This window comes from Lacticaseibacillus saniviri JCM 17471 = DSM 24301, assembly GCF_001311785.1.
Classification (GTDB): Bacteria; Bacillota; Bacilli; order Lactobacillales; family Lactobacillaceae; genus Lacticaseibacillus; species Lacticaseibacillus saniviri.
In genome coordinates this window covers 39,735-56,196 of record NZ_BBBX01000020.1, presented here as the reverse complement: position 1 = coordinate 56,196, position 16,462 = coordinate 39,735, and the positions used below count along the sequence as shown (strand labels likewise).

The window sequence follows — 16,462 nt, the reverse complement described above, 5'->3', positions numbered from 1 at the left end:
GCTACTACACTTGATAAGTTGGTAGCTGCCTATGACGTGGCGAATCAGCGACTCGATGAGATGCTAGCAAAATATGCTGGATCACTGGAGGTCAAGGAAGATGAATGAACAGGAATTTTTAAGTAAATGCAAGCTGTTAGTCACTGACTACACAGCAAAGCATTTGGATCCAGCTGATAAGCTCTCTTTTGATGTTGCTGGCGTGTATGTAGTCTGGTACGCGAAAACACTGCAAAACAGCAAGGCATTGCTGTCAACAGTTATTACCGATGGCATGTATTACGAAGTCACTTATAACGGCGACAAGGACGAATTTTACTTTGACGCTTACAAGAAGTTTGAGAATATCTTGATTCCGGGCGGTGAATGGAATTCTGATTTAACTTGAGAAATAAGCCAAAAATTGAAGTGACAGAAGTACTTAAATGCAAGGAATATTATAAAAAACTCATGATTACAAAGACGAGTATCAAGCAACTAGTTACAGATAACGAAAAAAGAAATACTTCGGTCAGGAAAAACTGGCTCAAAGATAGAAAGCTTAAACAGCCTAGTATTAACAATTGTATTGTCTGGTAAATTAGGAGCCCCCAAACAAGTACTTTGAGCATACTCAAAGTCATGCCTGTCATTTGTGCAAAAGTTGCAATCGTAAGTGGCAGGAATAAGGTGGCTTTTGTAAAATCTTGCACTCCACTCTGTGTGACGGATACCTTAGTACGATTGATATTGTTTTTATGCTGCATTTTCATGTATATCCCCTTTATTTTATGTATTACAAGAATTATATAGCATTTAACGAATGTTCAGAAATTGCAACTGTGAATTCGTCCACTAGGTGTATCGGAGTCGCATAGAAAGTGAAGAATCAAGCAGAAAAGCATCGAGATATATGTTTGCTTTTTAGGAGGTTTGTATGATGAAAGGGTTGATCGAATACATTTGGGAGGCTCCGGCCATTTGGATTATTGGGGTCATCGTAGCTGTGGTGACGTTGAACCTGATTATTTTATTTACCTGTCAGGCACCTTCGACAAAGCGGACAGAGAAATTCAACGAAAACAGGCTCAAATAGAACGTGAATTTGAGGAGCGAGCCAAGAAATCAAAAGACTGGCTTAACTTTAAGACTAAAGACAAAAAGAAAGACTGACGATTAAGTTTTGCAAGTCAGTCCGAGAGGAAAATTAATGAGGAAGTTTATGGGTGCACTACTGATCACGCTGATTATTATGGATTTACTGGCGGCTGTTTTTGGAGCCGTAACGGCGCTAACCTGCGTCAAGCTATTCATCGGGTATGTTATTGGGCACGAATGGGATTACGCCGTGATTGCAATGGTGATTGTGACGGCGTCAGCTAGTATATCGGCTTACTGCATTCGAGATTTGGTTGGGGGTAAGTTTGTTAGCTATGACTGATTGGGATTTTAAGATGCAAGCGAGAGCCAAGGAAATGACTGCCCAGCGGCGCAAATTGCGATATAGCCGACAGACGTACGACCAGCTGCATGCTGGAGAGTTACATACCTGGACAGAACGGGACATGGTCGTCGATTGGCTCAATCAGCATCGACCAGATTTAATCGATTGGGAGGACTAGTGAGTGACCATCAAGATTATTGTGCCGGGGGAGCCTGTAGCACAGGCCAGACCTCGCGTTTATCGCACCAAAAACGGCGTCAGAGGTGTTGATCCGACCAAGTCACGAAACTATAAGGCGTTTGTGGCTCAATGCGCTCAACAGGCATACGACGACGCCCCGCTGGAAGGCCCAATCGACTTTCGACTGATGATATACCGGCCAATACAAAAAGCCGGCAGTAAGCTGCTCAAGGCCGATAAAGCCAATGGCAAAGTACTACCGACAGTTAAACCAGATTTAGACAATGTCTACAAAGCGGTATCTGATGCTTTAACGGGTATTGTATATGTCGACGACAATCAAATCACCGATCTAATCGTCATCAAACGTTACTCAGACAACCCGAGAGTGGAAGTGGAGGTTAAGGAAATTGGAATGGACAGATGAACAGAAAATCGTGTTGAACTTCATCGCTAAAGAGTATGACGCAGGGAGAAACATTTTTTGATGTGTATTTCACTCTTTTTGCAGGAGCGCGCGGGGAAGGAATTGAATTGATTCCAGCCAAAGTTAAGGCTGCATTCAACAGTCTCAGCATTGAGGAAATGAATCGTGTTGGGAGTTACGGAGCAATTCCGTTTTAAACAAAAAAGCGCGCCCCGAAAGACACGCTACCACTTTTGAATAGTGTTCACACAAACAACATTATAGCATAAGGGGTGCAACGAATGGGGCGAGCTACACAACGATTTAGCAGGATCAACATTGATAAGACAGCGGATAATGCGGCAGCGGTGCTCAGCGATTACCCACGTCGGCGCGCAATGGCTTCGCGATGGAGTCTAAGTCTGCAGTCACCACAAATTACTGGGATGCCACGGTCGGACAGCTATGGGAATAAAGCGGAAGAGCAAATCACAAGGCACGTCGATGATCAACAATTCGTGAAGAAGTGTGAGGTTATTGTACGCGAGATTATGCCTGACGTCGCGCAGGACGAGAATTGGGCAAAGATACTGGACTATTACTACATGAAACAACTCGGCACTGATGAGGTCATTATGGATCGCCTTGGCTATAGCCACTCTGCATACTATTATGCGAAGAAGCAGGCGTTATGCGCATTCGCTGAGGTATGGCCACCATTCCCAAACGAACTGCTAGTGTTTAACCAGCGGAATTCGTGACCGGAGTGTTTCCGGACTAAATCAGGACTAATTCCGAACTGTATCCGGAGTGAAACAGTCTTATTATGATAGAGTACCAAGTTTAAGCAGCCGGGTACTTGAAGATTTTCATTTTCTCCTCCAAGGAAATGGCGGTGGATGGCTCACAAGTGGGTTTGATTCCCGCTCACCGTTTTGCCGATGATTAATCGGTAGCGATTCGTCTGACAGTACGGTAAAACTGGGCGTTTGCGAGCATGGCGCGGTATCCATGCCACCGGTCAGTCGGGTCAAACTGCTGGCTGGTATTACCCAGAGATGGGTATGCCAGGATGATTCATGAGTAAACCTCCTTTAGAATTGGCGCAATCACTAAGTGGTCTAGCTTAACAGCTGTGGGTTCGATTCCTGCTGGTTGCATTGGCCGTGTAAAATCCCATATTAAGCACGCTGGTTAGAATCCTGCCACGGCCATTTTGATTTCGTAGTTTAATGGAAAAACAACGCCTTATAGTAACGATTGTATTATGAGCGGTAATGTGGGCTCGAGACCCACCGGAATCATGCGTTTACGGTACCTCACCGTGAATGACTTAAAAACTGAATAGCTTTGCCTCAAGGTAGTATCTGATTTGATAATCGGGTACTATTTTGTTGAGGTGATTTATATGAATTTTGGAGTAGTCGAGTGGGGGTCAGTTGCAGATTGGGTTAGTGGAACAGCTACTACACTTGCAGTCATTATATCCTTGATGGCGGCATTCCACGAGCCAAAGAAAAAAATTCTATTTTGGATTGATTCAACTAATTCTAAAGAAAGTCATAGTTCCGGAAAGCTTCAGTTTTCTTTATACGGTATGGCTTTTGGAAAAAGGCAAGTAATTAGAATTAAGGGGCGCTTTGAAGCAACAAACAATCCATATTCTCTAATGGATTTAGCTGAACTTGAAGCCAAATTGCAAAAACAGAGTATCGGAATATTCCAGATACTGAGTTAATAGATGTGAAAGACGTTAACATAGATTTGTCTGAAATGGCTATGTACAAGTCGAGCGAGGTTGACTTTTCAATTGCTTTTGAGGTTGAAATTGTAAATTCCGAAACAGTACTTAATTTTCGTTTACCAGGAACTATTAAGAACAATAAGAACGTCACTCTCGGTAAATTAAGCCAGAGTGAATTTGATATCAGAAATTAGTTTTTGGGTAAGAGACGCCGACATGGGGCGTCTTTTTTTGTCTTGAATTAAAATTGGAGAATTTAAATATGACTGAAGAAAAGCACCTAAATGAGATTGATAAGAAGGAAGCATTCTTGAGAAACAAGAAAAACGGGTATCATGCAACAGTTTATCTTGATCCCAATAACAACATACGGCGAGACACTTCAAACGCTCTATTTCGGGTGATGCCGACGCGCAAATGCAAGGCCCGTGAAGGTGACCCGTTGGCCCGTGTGTTCAAAGGCGCTCGATTGCTTGAGGTATTCGTGGACTTTGATAAAGAAGCAATCAGCCAGTATGGAAGGATTGACTGATAAATTCTTTATGTACGCCAACCACAATATCAAGTAGTATTTAGTGTGGAGGCGATTCATATGAAGAAGTTCGTTGTGCCTACTGGAGATTGGCTAAGTGAAAGGCAGAGCGCAGACTACAAAAACTTGTTAATCAGTTAAATACAAGGATGAGTCCATTTGCTCAGATTAAAAGACCGGTTCAACATCTACTGGAGCAATATGCAGTTCAGGCAAAAGTCCTTAATTCAATGAATATTCCCTTTGCTAATTCGATTGCGGCTAGCGCTTTGTCTTCTGCTATACCAGTAGATGCGGTAGTTGAATACAGCCGTAGACAATCTGAGCAATACGCAAAAATTGCACAAACATTTTCGCAATCGATATATAGTCAATTGCCAATTTTTAAAAGCATCCCTGATTCCGCTTTAACAGCGGTTTTAACAGCCGTGCGTCAGAATATTGAGACAATTGCAAATCGTGTTCAATTTAATCCTAAATCATTTGATGTTCGTCAACTGGAGGAGTATGGATGGGCGTTACCGCTACCGCTGACTGCGAAATCGGTTTTGTTTGAGGCTAAACGACGCAGCAAAATCGAATTCGATCAGTATATGTATAAGCAATATACCAGACGCAACTGCGAAGTCCTTGTGACCACGTTGTATCAGTGGGCAGACGGCTACGTGGAAAGTGAATATAAGGATTTATGTAAGCAAATGGCTGAACTTCTGGAACAAGATTGGACCAAGTATAAACTATGCGTATCTAACCTCTTTATGTTGATGGAAAGGGCTGGCATTATTTTTGATAACGGCACAGTGCAAGTCAAATGGACGTTCGGTTACACTAGCATTAGGCATATTTTAAACAACAACAAAATTGAAGAGTGGATATTTACTGAAGCTGCTAACTCTGCTTTACGCTTATTACGCCCACTGTATGAATCCGAGGATTTCTCTCAATTGAATGGCATCAACGTTTTCACAAGGCACTCATACATGCATGGCCGATTTCCACCAGATAGAGTCACTTTTGCGATGTTTATTCGGCTCGTAAACCAAATGGATATCCTTATATCCTTCTACAAGGATTACAAAGTACAGATTACAAACGACTGACGCTTAGGCGTCTTTTTTTATGCGTTATTTACAAAACAAACACGGTTGAGGGGGTGGTGAAATGATTGGCAAGACCTAAAAATCCGAAACGGGATGAAGCTTTTCGGTTGTGGCAAGAATCCGGTGGGGAACGAAAACTAAAGGATATTGCTGATGAACTTGGCACATCTCCCAGTACGATTCGAAAGTGGAAGTCGGAGGACGGCTGGGATAGTAACGCGAAAAGGAGCGCTCCGATTGAAAGGGAGCGTTACGGAACGTTGCGGGCGAATCAGAACGCCACAGGTAATTCTGGTGGAGGTGCTCCATCTGGCAATAAGAATGCTGTTTCGCATGGCCTGTTTGCAAATTGGCTGCCGGAAGACACAAGGGATTTGATTGATGCCATTGGCGAATCATCACCTAGCGATATCATCTGGAACAATATCATGATCCAATACGCTGCAATTATCCGGTCGCAGAAAATCATGCACGTTACTGATCATGAAGATGTAAGCAGTGATGTTTCTAGTACTGGGACCATGGCGACGGCTTTTGATATCCAGTATGCATGGGACAAGCAAGCCACTTTCTTGGCGGCACAATCAAGGGCCATGACAACGCTTGGTTCACTCATCAAACAGTTTGAAGCGATGACGGATGCTCATGACGAGCGCCGCCTTAAGTTAGAAGGCATGAAGGCAACCGTTGATAAGACAAAAGCAGAGGCTGCAATTGCTGAAGTACATGCCAAGGAAGCAACGGATGACGGTGAAGGCTACGAAGACAAGCTGGCTGATGTACTCGACAAGATTTCAGATACAGCAAAGAAGGAGGTGACCGAGGATGGGGCTTGAAGCAATTTATACACAAAAGCAAATTAAGGTCCTCAAAGAGGCGGTCACAACCGACTGGCGTATGATGATTAATCACGGTGCTAAGCGGTCTGGCAAGACTGTCATCGATAACGATCTCTTTTTGATGGAGCTGCGGCGAGTGCGCAAAAATGCTACCGAATTTGGGGTCAAAACTCCGATGTACATTCTGGGTGGTTATTCGTCTAAGTCGATTCAAAACAACATACTGCAAGAACTAAGTAACAAGTATGGATTCAACTTCAAGTTCGATAAACACAATTCTTTTACGCTTTTCGGCGTTAAGGTTGTTCAGACGTTTACAGGGTCCATTGCCGGTCTTGGTGCTATTCGTGGGATGACAGCCTGGGGTGCCTACATCAACGAAGCCAGCCTGGCTAACAAAGAAGTATTCGTTGAAATCAATGACCGGTGCTCTGCGCCAGGAGCCCGAATCATCTGTGATACCAACCCTGACAATCCAAACCACTTCCTAAAGAAGAATTACATCGATAATCATGATCCAGAAGCACGCATCATGGCGAATCACTTTCGACTTGATGATAATGCCCAATTTTTGCCCGCTGAGTACATTCAATCGCAAAAGGCGGCAACTCCATCTGGCATGCTCTACGACCGCTCGATTGAAGGTTTATGGGTGAATGGCGAAGGCGTCGTGTACGCTGACTTTGATGAGCGCAGCATGGTTGAGGACCACATCGACTTGCCAGCTGATACCACTGTCTATTGTGGCGTTGACTGGGGATACGAGCACAAAGGCACGATTGTTGTGCTGGCGGACGATGGCACTGGTAATACTATTTTGCTCGAAGAACGAACGGCGCAGCATAAAGAAATTGACTATTGGGTTGATCAGGCTAAACAGGTGCAACGTAAGTACGGCCGTCGAATCCCAATGTATGCCGATTCAGCGCGGCCGGAACATGTGGCGCGGTTTGACGAAGAAGGCATCAATGTATTCTATGCGGACAAATCAAAACTATCCGGAATTGAAGAAGTGGCCAAGCTGATGAAGACTGGTCGCTTTTTGTTTCTCGTGATGGCCTAGTTGACCTTGAGAACCGTGATCACAATGGTTACTTCTTCGACGAGATTTATCAGTACATCTGGGATGAAAAAGACCGGCGAACCAGTTAAACAAAATGATGACGTGATGGATGCAATTAGATATGCAATTTATACGCAGCATCACCCATCAGCGGTCGTCGAAACGTTCAAAATTGATTAGAAAGGAGAAATTAGATGGCATTAGAAGTTGACATTCCGGGACTTGACCCAGACTTTCTGGACCGCGCTGGAATTACTTATAATGATGAATTCACATATCCAGCGGATGTTGAGATTACTGCTGCTGATTTGTTGAATCTGATTGACTATCACAGTAGTCATCTTCGGCCTAAGTATGCCAAGGAACGCGACTATTATCGCGGGAAGCACGACATCTTCAAGGAGCCTGGCAAGCCTAAATACAAGCCGGACAATCGAGTTATATTCAATTTTCCACGGAAGGCTGTGACCACGTTTAATGGCTATTTTATCGGTAATCCCGTGAAGATTGATCACGCTAACCAGACGGTTGATGATTTCATCGCCGAATGGATCAACGTGAACGACTTTGAAGACGTCTCAGCAGAGATTTCCAAGGAATCATCGATGTATGGTCATGCCTATTTCTTGGTTTATCAGTCAAAGGATGGCAAAGCCAAAATAGCGCCAATGAGTCCACTCAATGCATTTTTGATTTACGATGACACGGAAGCCCATGACGTGCGTTATGGAGTCATTTATCATCGCAATTATCAGAAAGAGCTTGAAGTGACTTTGTACGATAGCAACTATCGGCGTGATTTGGTGATGCGCTCATCCAGCGCGAATTACTTTGACCAGGACCGAGTGATTGCTAATCCATATAAGATGGTCCCAATTATCGAGGTGGCCGAGAACACGGAGCGTATGGGGTTATTTGAAGACATCACGACGCTAATTGACCAACTCGACAAGGCCGTCAGTCAAAAGGCTAACGATATCGATTATTTGCGGATGCAATGCTGCTTATTAAGAATGCGTCGATTGATTCCGACAAAATTGCTGATATGAAGGATAACCGCCTGTTGAATATCAAAGGACAAAGCGCGGGTGATTCAGATGCTCGGTATTTGGATCGGCCTGACGCTGACACTAGTCAAGAAAACCTCATCAATCGGCTATCCAATGGGATTTATGAGATTTCCAACGTCACGAATCTTAATGACGAATCCTTCAGTGGCAATCCCAGCGGTGTTTCGCTTCGCCTAAAGTATCAAGCTATGCAAAACATGGCCCGAGACAAGTCACTGAAGTTCCGCTCGGCTTTGCGGAAGGTGTTTCAGTGTGTGTTTGCGGTGTCTTATGCTGATGTACCAACAGACGCCTGGCGTGAGCTGCAGTTTAAGTTTACCCAAGATGTTCCAACAAACCTTCTTGAGGATGGTCAAGCAGTCAATTACTTGTACGGCAAGATCAGCAACAAGACACTGTTTAAGCAGTTGCCATTTATTGAGGATCCAGACGCAGAAATGGAACAAATCAAGCAAGAACAACGCGAAATGCAAGACGCCACAGCTGAGGTCGTCAAGAAAGCACTTTCTCAAGCTCAAACTGATCAGCAGAAAGCCGGTGTAGCGGATGATAACGGACCAGCAAGAACAACAGTGGATTGAGCAACTAATCGCGTCGGATAAGGCCACGTCTACGAAGCTAGACAAACAGACCAAGGAAGCACTGATTTATATCAGTTCCCATCTCCTGCCGTTTTATACCCACTATGCGACCGATGAGGGAATATCTGTTAGCCAGGTAATGCAGAAGGTGTCTAAGTGGGATATTCAACAGTGGCAAGCTGCTATTGATGAGCTCAAAGAGGATGGATGGCTGCCCGAAGAAGACGCTCGTGTAACGGCCATGGGCAAACTAGCCGGAGTTAGTGTTGGTATGATGATGAGCGCTATTGCGTCACTTGCAGTACTCAAGATGACAAGAGAGAATTTAAAAGTCGCACAAGCAAGAATTAACAGTGATCGAGATGCAGAATTCGACAGAATGAACGCACTATTCGACAAGAAAATTACACGAGATGAGTTGCCCCCAGCCATTAATCTGATGAATGACGTCTGGCTGACTGGTGACCGCACTATCATGACCATTTCTGGTGAACTCGTTAAACGTCTTTCAGGCTTTAACAGTACGGAAGAGTTCCAAGACTTCCTGTCATCGCAGACTAGCAGCGGGTCATCCAGAAAGAAATCAATGAGCGATTTATTGTTGTCCCAGACAGCAACAATTGCAATGATTGTGCGCACGCAATCGGCGAAGATGAAGTTCGAGATTAATATGCTGGCTTATCGAAAGAACGACGTTGAATGGTAGATTTGCACACTGAGCCAGGCGTTTGTGCTAGATGTGCTGCTTTATCAGCTCAAGGTCCGTTCATGATCGACGCAGCACCAAACATTCCCGAAGACACACATAGGAATTGTCGTTGTAGCATTGTTCCACACTTTGAATAGCACAGCCATTTGGTTGTGCTTTTTGTGCTCAAAAATAGGTTTGACCAAGCATTGAAGTCATTAAAAGCCATGGAAGTGCAAGCATTGATTCACTTTTAAAAGCTATGGAGGGAGTTTTAACTATGTTCAACAAAGATTTTCATTTAGTTCGTCTGTTTGATGCTGATACCGGTGCTGCGGGTGGGCCCGACAACTCTACTTTAGAGACTCAGGGCCAAAACCAAAGCGGTGAAAGCCACGATGCAGCTACTGATGAAGGCGAGGAACACACAGAACTAAAGTATACCGACAAAGACGTCGACAAGATTGTTGCTGCCAAACGCGAAAAGTGGGAAAAACAGCAAGCAAAACAAAAGTCAGAAGCTGAACGTTTAGCAGGTATGAGCGATGACGATCGCGCAGCTGAGGAACGGAAGGTACTTGAAGAGAAAGCAGCCGGACTACAAGCCGAACTGGACAAGCGCAACATGCGCGACACAGCTCGTGGCCTTTTCAATGCTGCTGGCCTCGAAGTGACAGATGATGATTTGAACCTTGTCGTAACAACGGAAGCTGATTCAACGAAAGCCAACGTGGGCCAATTAATCGAGTTAGCAAAGCGTATTCGAAAGTCGGCTGAAAAGGACTTTTTGAGCGGAGATCCAATTAAACGTGGTGCTGGAAAGCCTGCCAAGGCTGGGAGCTTAGGTGCCCAATTAGCCCAGAAACAGGTTCAATCAGCTGCCAATCAACACAAATTTTTTGAACATTAGGAGGAAAACATATGCGTAAAGAAACATTTGGCGCAACCAAGCAAGTGCTTGGCACAATCGCCAATAAAGTGGCTCTTGGCGTCGTTTTAGGCGGCACGGGCGTTCCTGCAGATGCTACAGGTCGCAAGATTATTCCAGCTGGCACACCAGTTGGTGGTGACAATTCTGCTTTAGCGGATGAACAAGCGGTTTTGGTAGTTTCTAATAACGACAAAGCGCAAGGGGTACTTGAACATGATGTTGATGTGACTAGCGGCCAGGGTAATGGGACTTTGATTGTTAATGGATACATCAACGAGAATCGTTTGCCTGACGGTGTCGTAATCACGGATGAAGCTAAGACGGCCTTAAATGGCAAGGTCACATTCTTCAAACGGAATAAGTAAAGGAGGAACAGCATGCCAAATATTTTTGAAGACATTAACAGTGCGGAAATTGCAGCCTACTGGGAAACAAAAGCACAATTGGAAGCACCTTATTTGGGTGAATTTCTTTTTCCAAACGAAAAGCGTGCAACTAAAGATATCGACTATGTGCGTGGCTTGAGCCGGGCACCAAAGCCTTTATCACCATCAGCGCCAGATACTAAGGCCATCATGCGTGATCGCCAAGGTATGGAAAAGATTCACGTGACTACCAAGAACTTCAAGGAAGCAAAGTATATCGACGAAGAACTTCGCGAACAATTAGTTCGGGTAGCCAATTCACCATATCAAGCAGAAAAGGATCTTATTTTATCTAAGATTTACGATGAACCAGCGGAACTCATTCGTGGTGCAGCTCTTGTTCGCGAAATTATGCGGATGAGCGTTTTACAAACCGGTAAATATCATATTGCCGGGAACGGTCAAGTATACGATGAAGACTTTGAGATGCAGGCAAATCGTATTGCGGGCGCTTCAACGGCTTGGACCGACAAGGATAACTCGAAGCCAACTGAAGATATTCGCCGTGCTATCGATTTAATCGGTGAAGAAAACGGTAGCTCTTTGACACGTGTAATCATGAACTCAGTCACATTTAACGCCTTGATTGCTAGCAACGGTATCAAGTCCACTTTACTTGCTAATAATGCCAACACGGCAGCTGTCAGCTTGCCACGGAATGTGTTGACCAACTACATTGCGGATGAATTTGGCCTGGCTATTGAAGTCTACAACAAGGGTTATGTCGATGAACAAGGCAAGATGGTCAAGTTTATTCCAGACGGTAATGTAGTGTTCTTGCCAGCTGAAAATGTTGGTGCAACAGTATTTTCACCAACACCAGAAGAAATTGACTTGCTTGCTCGACCAGACATTGATATGCGGATTGTCGATACTGGTGTCGCAGTTGTTACAACCTTAGAAAACGATCCGGTAACTACGGTCACCAAGGTATCTCAAAAGGTCACACCAACATTCGAAAAGGTCGATGGCGTTTACGTCCTACACGCTTTTGAAACAGCCGAAAAGCCAGCAACTGTCCAAGGTGGCGTGACACCACCAGAAGCATAGGAGGTAGCTAATGTACAAGGTTATTAAGGACTTCACTGATAAAAACAGTGCGTCTGCCGACCCAACCGGTCAAAAGCACATTTATTGGAGCGGGGATAACTACCCATTCAAGAATTACCTTGGGTCCAAGACTAAGGCTCGTGTTGAAGAGCTGGTCAATGGCGGCTTTATCGAAGCCGTTGAAGAGAGTAACGAGGAGGTAGAAGCAGATGGCAACAACGAAGACTAGTAATGATGATCCAAAATCTGATGTAGCGGCTACGACTGACAGTACAGTAAGCTCTCAAGCAACGAGCACGGCCAGCGAGACGTCTAAGGCAACATCAACGGCAAAGAGTGCTTCAAGCCAAGCTGTTAGTGCTGCCACATCAGCGGCATCAACAGCAAAGAGTGCAGCAGCTACAAAGGACGCGCCTACGCCCGTTCCAGATGATGGTGGCTACATTGTCCAACAAGGCGATGACATTGCGACGGTGGCCACGGTACACCGTGTCTCAGTCGGCTGGGTCAAGTTTGTTAATAACTTGGGCTCCAATGTGCTTAAAGTTGGCCGAACAATCTATTTCGAACTGCGGGGCTAACCTATGGATACATTTGATGGCGTAGTAACGCGACTCAAACTGATTGCGCCACAAATCACCGGCATTGATGACGCTACGCTCAAGATTTTTGCAACGGACGCATATGCTCAGGCCGGTAAGGATGGCTTTAGTGGTGATGACATTGTTCGAGCTGCTAGCTATCTTGCCGCTCATTATGCCTTCATTGCATTTAACCGTAACGAACACGTCAAGAAGGAACAAGCTGCTGTCTTGTCACGTGAGTATTTCGATGCCGGCGGCAAGGATGCTTATATTGATGAGTATTTGCGCATGAAAGCCGGACTAGATGATTTGGCCGGCAAGAATGTGGCGATGTTTTATTAAGGCGGTGAAGGCATGATCGAACTTGAAGGCAGTGTTGAAGGAGACTCAGGTCTCGAAGAAATGATTGCCCGATTAAAGCAGGTTGACGGGCAATCTGTGTCTGCCGGGGTATTTGGTGGCTTTGCAGCACAAAAGGCAATGTGGAACGAATATGGGACGTCTCGGGGGATTCCGGCACGTCCCTTTTTACGTAACACGTTGTATGAGCACGGGTCAGAATGGACAGCGTTTGTACGGCCACTCATGGTGGCAGTTATGAACGGTTCTGAAGCGGACGTTGCTGCTCAACTGGGTCCCAAAATGGCTACTAGTATTCAGCAGACCATCAAAGCGGGTGGTTTCGCACCATTGGCGCCGTCCACGATTAAGAAAAAGGGCAGCAGTCAACCGTTAATTGATACCGGTGACATGATCGGCGCTGTCACCTGGAGAAAGGGGGAATAACATGGCTTTTTATCTGGACATGGCCGACTTGATTCATTCGTTTGGCGTTGATTTGAAGGTTTATCAGAAGAATGGTGACTGGGTGAATGGCCGCTACATTGAATCAATCGCGGAACCGGCAACCGTTAGTGAAGTTCTGGTGCCGCTAAATCGAATCGGTGAGTATTCACAGATGTTCCAACTGCGTGATATTGGCGCTATTGAGCAATATCAAGCCATGTGGCTCTCTCTAGGTGATTATTCTGACGGCACTATTATCGAACATGGCGAGGACAAAATGATTGTCGTGGGTCGCGATGACTATAGCAACTACTCAAACGTCACTATCTATTACCTCAACGCTTATGAAGACGAAATGGGGGCGGCTGTCAGTGTATGACTACGAGAAGCTTTACATGGTCTTTAGCAAGATTGTCGCCAATATGGGGCTAACAATGATCGAAATGAATGGCGGTGGAAAGCAACCTAAACCACCATTTGTTGCGTTCGATATTATCAGTCCGCATATCAAGCTTAACTTTCTTGAAGATGACGGCAGTCGGGCATTTGAATGTATTGTCTCATTTACGGTTTACGCCATGGACAAGCTTCAAGCCCTTAATCTGACTAATCAGTTGCGAGAAAAGCTAAACGAGGTTGATTCGTGGGACTTCTACGATAAAAACCACATTGTACTTGTCGAACGGATGGATCCGAATGTCCGCTATCTGCCTGAAGCTGGCAACTACGCCAAAATGGTCGGTTTTGACGCACGGCTCCGGCTACAAGCGGATGAAAAAGAAGTGCCTTACCAAATTGATAACATTGAATTTACATCAAAAGGAGAATAAATATGGCGATTAACTCACTATCTGACGTTGAGGTATCTCTCACCGTCCAACAGCCAGCCTCCCCGTTAAACATGGGGACGTTGGCTATTTTTATGCCCGGAACAGCAAACAGCTCAAAGACCTATCTGTCTATTGATGATTTGTCTGCTGATATCGAAAGCGCGGATGCATTATCCGTTGCTCGCGGATACTTTGCACAGGCAATGCACTCAAAGACGTTATATGTCATCACATATGCCGATTTAACAACAGCATTGGACACATATTTCGTTGATAACTGGGAGTTTGCGACCTTGGTAGCAAATGGCACTGATCACCCAATCAAGGACGCGATGCTATGACCCTTTCCAATTATGTGGAGGGTAAGGCTCGCCGTTTTTATGTGACCGGATTAGTGGCCACGGATGAAACAGTGACGAAGGCTGAAACCATTAAGCAACAGTTCTTCGGCAACCAACGCACTATTGTGTTTGCTTCTGGGGCTGACGCTGACGGCTCTAACTACGGTATCGGTGCGCTGATTGGCGCATTAGCAAACCAAACAGTGGGCAGTATCACTTGGAAGTTCAAGAACTTGGTTGGTGTCAAGGCAGTCAATTACAACGCGGCTCAGGTCGACAAGCTACACAAGAACGGCATCATCACTTACGTCAAAAAGCAGGAATTGAACAGACCTCTGAAGGTTTCACTGTATCTGGTGAATTCATCGATTCCCTCCACGGCGATGACTGGATCAAGGCCAGCATGGAAAGTGACTTGCAGAAGCTTTTATCAACATCTTCAAAGATTAGCTTCGATGGTACAGGGATTTCTCAACTCGAAGCAACAGCCACTGCAGTTATGCTCCAAGCCACAGCCAACGGCGTGATTTTGATTAATGACAAGACTGGAGCCGGGGAATACACCGTTACGGCACAATCTCGCGATAACACCTCTGCCGAAGATATCGCTCAACGGCATTACTCCGGATTGTCATTTAGTTACCGTCGTTCAGGCGCAATTCATTCCGTCACTGTTCGCGGCACGGTCTTACTTTAGGAAGGAGCTAACAAAATATGGCACAAGATATTCCAGTTTATAACGCTATGGACGTGTCCATTTCAATCAATGGACGTGTTATCCAAGGCTTTCAAGAAAACGATATGTTCTCTGCTCAATACAAAGAAGACCAGGTCCGGACAAATGTGGATGCACAAGGCTCACCATCAATGGCAATTAACAATAACCACCTAGGCCAAATCACGGTGAACTTGTCTGGTAGTTCTCGAGATTATAAGACGCTGCTCACTCTTTCAAATACTCACGAGGTTTTTTCAGTTGTTGTGATTACGCCAATTGAAAAAATCACTGCTAATCAGTGCTTGATCGCTCGGCAACCGTCTGCAGCTTACGGTAAGGACACACCTAAGCGGACATTTACAATCGAAGCTTTGGACATGCAGATGGATCCAAAATAAGCATCAACTCAAAGGCGCTGGGTTCGACTCCCGACGTCTTTATTGCACCACAAATAAAAATCTGGAGGAATCAATCAATGACAGAAGTAGAAGACACACAACAAACACAACCAACAACTCAGGGCCAGCAAGTGGCACCAGAAGCACCAGTGAATGCAGCATCTTTGCAAGCCACCCCGAACCCTGAAGTGCCAGAACAACAAGCGCCAGCAACATTAACAGCTGTTGCAAATGGTCAAAAATTAGCAGAAACAAAGAAGGCTCCAGAACCCGTTAAGATTGACCGCTTAGCTCACAACGAGGATTACGTATTCACAGACGAAAATGGCTATGAATGGCATTACACGTTCCAGTTCCCTGGTATCCGAAAAATGCAGCAAATGCTCGATTCATCTCGCTTGGACAACGGCGTATTTTCCGAAGCGCTGTATAACGAAATGCTTTGCGAAAACGTCATTGTCGCACCACATGGACTAACCCTTGATGATTTTGACACTCGGCCAGGCTACAAAGAGGTCATGACTGCGGCAGATTTGTTTTGTGGATCACGCTTTAACTAGAAAAAACGACATTGTCATTAGCCGTCGAGCTGACGACCAGATGGGCTTATGGTTCCCAGTCATGATGGGGATTGTGAGCCAGGAGACGATGGATTTAGCCACTGTGGAGGAGGTGCAACTTTATAACGAGTTAGCTAATAAAAAGTGGGAGCTAACGCATGGAAGTGAGGAATAGTTAATGGCTAACGAGACAACAATCACAACAAAATGCTG

The 16,462-nt window shown here is 45.1% G+C and carries 25 protein-coding genes and 2 pseudogenes; all 27 read left to right on the top strand.

Annotated features, from left to right (window positions below):
* Nucleotides 1–100 precede the first annotated feature (100 nt).
* The 27 genes and pseudogenes from JCM17471_RS10545 to JCM17471_RS15445 all read left to right on the top strand — a co-directional run bounded on the left by JCM17471_RS10545 (nt 101) and on the right by JCM17471_RS15445 (nt 16,249).
* The gene (locus tag JCM17471_RS10545) at nt 101–388 is read left to right on the top strand and encodes a DUF6275 family protein (RefSeq protein ID WP_054777858.1); all 288 of its coding nucleotides are present in this window, start codon (nt 101–103) and stop codon (nt 386–388) included.
* A gap of 572 nt (nt 389–960) precedes the next feature.
* Nucleotides 961–1,152, top strand: a complete 192-nt coding sequence (locus tag JCM17471_RS10535; protein ID WP_156321686.1) for a hypothetical protein — start codon at nt 961–963, stop codon at nt 1,150–1,152.
* 49 nt (nt 1,153–1,201) lie between these two features.
* Entirely contained in the window at nt 1,202–1,420 is a 219-nt protein-coding gene (locus tag JCM17471_RS10530; RefSeq protein WP_054777855.1) for a hypothetical protein, read from the top strand.
* A complete protein-coding gene (locus tag JCM17471_RS10525; protein WP_054777854.1) occupies nt 1,413–1,601 on the top strand; it encodes a hypothetical protein in 189 nt (62 codons plus the stop codon). The genes JCM17471_RS10530 and JCM17471_RS10525 overlap by 8 nt, the downstream gene beginning before the upstream one ends.
* A gap of 3 nt (nt 1,602–1,604) precedes the next feature.
* A complete protein-coding gene (locus tag JCM17471_RS10520; RefSeq protein WP_054777853.1) occupies nt 1,605–2,030 on the top strand; it encodes a RusA family crossover junction endodeoxyribonuclease in 426 nt (141 codons plus the stop codon).
* Between the two features lie 281 nt (nt 2,031–2,311).
* On the top strand, nt 2,312–2,770 hold the full coding sequence (locus JCM17471_RS10515) for an ArpU family phage packaging/lysis transcriptional regulator (RefSeq protein WP_054777852.1): 459 nt from the start codon (nt 2,312–2,314) through the stop codon (nt 2,768–2,770).
* A 647-nt stretch (nt 2,771–3,417) separates the two neighbouring features.
* Nucleotides 3,418–3,747 (top strand): hypothetical protein, encoded by a 330-nt coding sequence (locus tag JCM17471_RS10510; protein WP_054777851.1) that lies wholly within the window; start codon nt 3,418–3,420, stop codon nt 3,745–3,747.
* Nucleotides 3,748–4,015: 268 nt separating this feature from the next.
* A complete protein-coding gene (locus JCM17471_RS10500) occupies nt 4,016–4,285 on the top strand; it encodes a hypothetical protein (protein ID WP_054777849.1) in 270 nt (89 codons plus the stop codon).
* A 149-nt stretch (nt 4,286–4,434) separates the two neighbouring features.
* A complete protein-coding gene (locus JCM17471_RS10495) occupies nt 4,435–5,385 on the top strand; it encodes a hypothetical protein (RefSeq protein ID WP_054777848.1) in 951 nt (316 codons plus the stop codon).
* A 65-nt stretch (nt 5,386–5,450) separates the two neighbouring features.
* Nucleotides 5,451–6,221: a phage terminase small subunit gene (terS, locus tag JCM17471_RS10490; RefSeq protein ID WP_054777847.1), complete on the top strand. Its 771-nt coding sequence runs from the start codon at nt 5,451–5,453 to the stop codon at nt 6,219–6,221.
* Nucleotides 6,211–7,467, top strand: a pseudogene (locus tag JCM17471_RS10485) (PBSX family phage terminase large subunit). Before terS ends, JCM17471_RS10485 begins: the two are co-directional and overlap by 11 nt.
* A 14-nt stretch (nt 7,468–7,481) precedes the next feature.
* Nucleotides 7,482–8,938 (top strand): annotated as a pseudogene (locus tag JCM17471_RS16630) (phage portal protein).
* Nucleotides 8,904–9,644 carry a hypothetical protein gene (locus JCM17471_RS10470; protein ID WP_054777844.1) on the top strand — a complete coding sequence of 247 codons (741 nt, stop codon included), beginning with the start codon at nt 8,904–8,906 and terminating at the stop codon, nt 9,642–9,644. The pseudogene JCM17471_RS16630 and the gene JCM17471_RS10470 overlap by 35 nt, the downstream one beginning before the upstream one ends.
* A 262-nt stretch (nt 9,645–9,906) precedes the next feature.
* Nucleotides 9,907–10,536, top strand: coding sequence for a DUF4355 domain-containing protein (locus JCM17471_RS10465; protein WP_054777843.1), 630 nt, complete (start codon nt 9,907–9,909; stop codon nt 10,534–10,536).
* An 11-nt stretch (nt 10,537–10,547) separates the two neighbouring features.
* A complete protein-coding gene (locus tag JCM17471_RS10460; RefSeq protein WP_054777842.1) occupies nt 10,548–10,922 on the top strand; it encodes a hypothetical protein in 375 nt (124 codons plus the stop codon).
* A 12-nt stretch (nt 10,923–10,934) separates the two neighbouring features.
* Nucleotides 10,935–12,032, top strand: coding sequence for a major capsid protein (locus tag JCM17471_RS10455; RefSeq protein ID WP_054777841.1), 1,098 nt, complete (start codon nt 10,935–10,937; stop codon nt 12,030–12,032).
* A 10-nt stretch (nt 12,033–12,042) separates the two neighbouring features.
* A complete protein-coding gene (locus tag JCM17471_RS10450) occupies nt 12,043–12,261 on the top strand; it encodes a hypothetical protein (RefSeq protein WP_054777840.1) in 219 nt (72 codons plus the stop codon).
* The gene (locus JCM17471_RS10445) at nt 12,242–12,613 is read left to right on the top strand and encodes a LysM peptidoglycan-binding domain-containing protein (protein WP_054777839.1); all 372 of its coding nucleotides are present in this window, start codon (nt 12,242–12,244) and stop codon (nt 12,611–12,613) included. The genes JCM17471_RS10450 and JCM17471_RS10445 overlap by 20 nt, the downstream gene beginning before the upstream one ends.
* 3 nt (nt 12,614–12,616) lie before the next feature.
* The gene (locus JCM17471_RS10440) at nt 12,617–12,958 is read left to right on the top strand and encodes a DUF4054 domain-containing protein (protein WP_054777838.1); all 342 of its coding nucleotides are present in this window, start codon (nt 12,617–12,619) and stop codon (nt 12,956–12,958) included.
* Between the two features lie 12 nt (nt 12,959–12,970).
* Nucleotides 12,971–13,402: a hypothetical protein gene (locus JCM17471_RS10435; protein WP_054777837.1), complete on the top strand. Its 432-nt coding sequence runs from the start codon at nt 12,971–12,973 to the stop codon at nt 13,400–13,402.
* A 1-nt stretch (nt 13,403) separates the two neighbouring features.
* Nucleotides 13,404–13,781: a hypothetical protein gene (locus tag JCM17471_RS10430; protein ID WP_054777836.1), complete on the top strand. Its 378-nt coding sequence runs from the start codon at nt 13,404–13,406 to the stop codon at nt 13,779–13,781.
* Complete coding sequence (locus JCM17471_RS10425) at nt 13,774–14,232, top strand: phage neck terminator protein (RefSeq protein WP_175575723.1); 459 nt, start codon at nt 13,774–13,776, stop codon at nt 14,230–14,232. The genes JCM17471_RS10430 and JCM17471_RS10425 overlap by 8 nt, the downstream gene beginning before the upstream one ends.
* A 2-nt stretch (nt 14,233–14,234) precedes the next feature.
* Complete coding sequence (locus tag JCM17471_RS15455; protein ID WP_225354259.1) at nt 14,235–14,573, top strand: hypothetical protein; 339 nt, start codon at nt 14,235–14,237, stop codon at nt 14,571–14,573.
* Nucleotides 14,570–15,100, top strand: a complete 531-nt coding sequence (locus JCM17471_RS16825; protein WP_439646764.1) for a DUF3383 family protein — start codon at nt 14,570–14,572, stop codon at nt 15,098–15,100. Before JCM17471_RS15455 ends, JCM17471_RS16825 begins: the two co-directional genes overlap by 4 nt.
* Nucleotides 14,989–15,270, top strand: coding sequence for a hypothetical protein (locus JCM17471_RS16820; RefSeq protein WP_500778362.1), 282 nt, complete (start codon nt 14,989–14,991; stop codon nt 15,268–15,270). The genes JCM17471_RS16825 and JCM17471_RS16820 overlap by 112 nt, the downstream gene beginning before the upstream one ends.
* A 17-nt stretch (nt 15,271–15,287) precedes the next feature.
* Nucleotides 15,288–15,689, top strand: coding sequence for a phage structural protein (locus tag JCM17471_RS10415; protein WP_054777834.1), 402 nt, complete (start codon nt 15,288–15,290; stop codon nt 15,687–15,689).
* A gap of 77 nt (nt 15,690–15,766) precedes the next feature.
* Complete coding sequence (locus JCM17471_RS15445) at nt 15,767–16,249, top strand: hypothetical protein (protein ID WP_225354257.1); 483 nt, start codon at nt 15,767–15,769, stop codon at nt 16,247–16,249.
* The last annotated feature ends 213 nt before the right edge of the window (nt 16,250–16,462 follow it).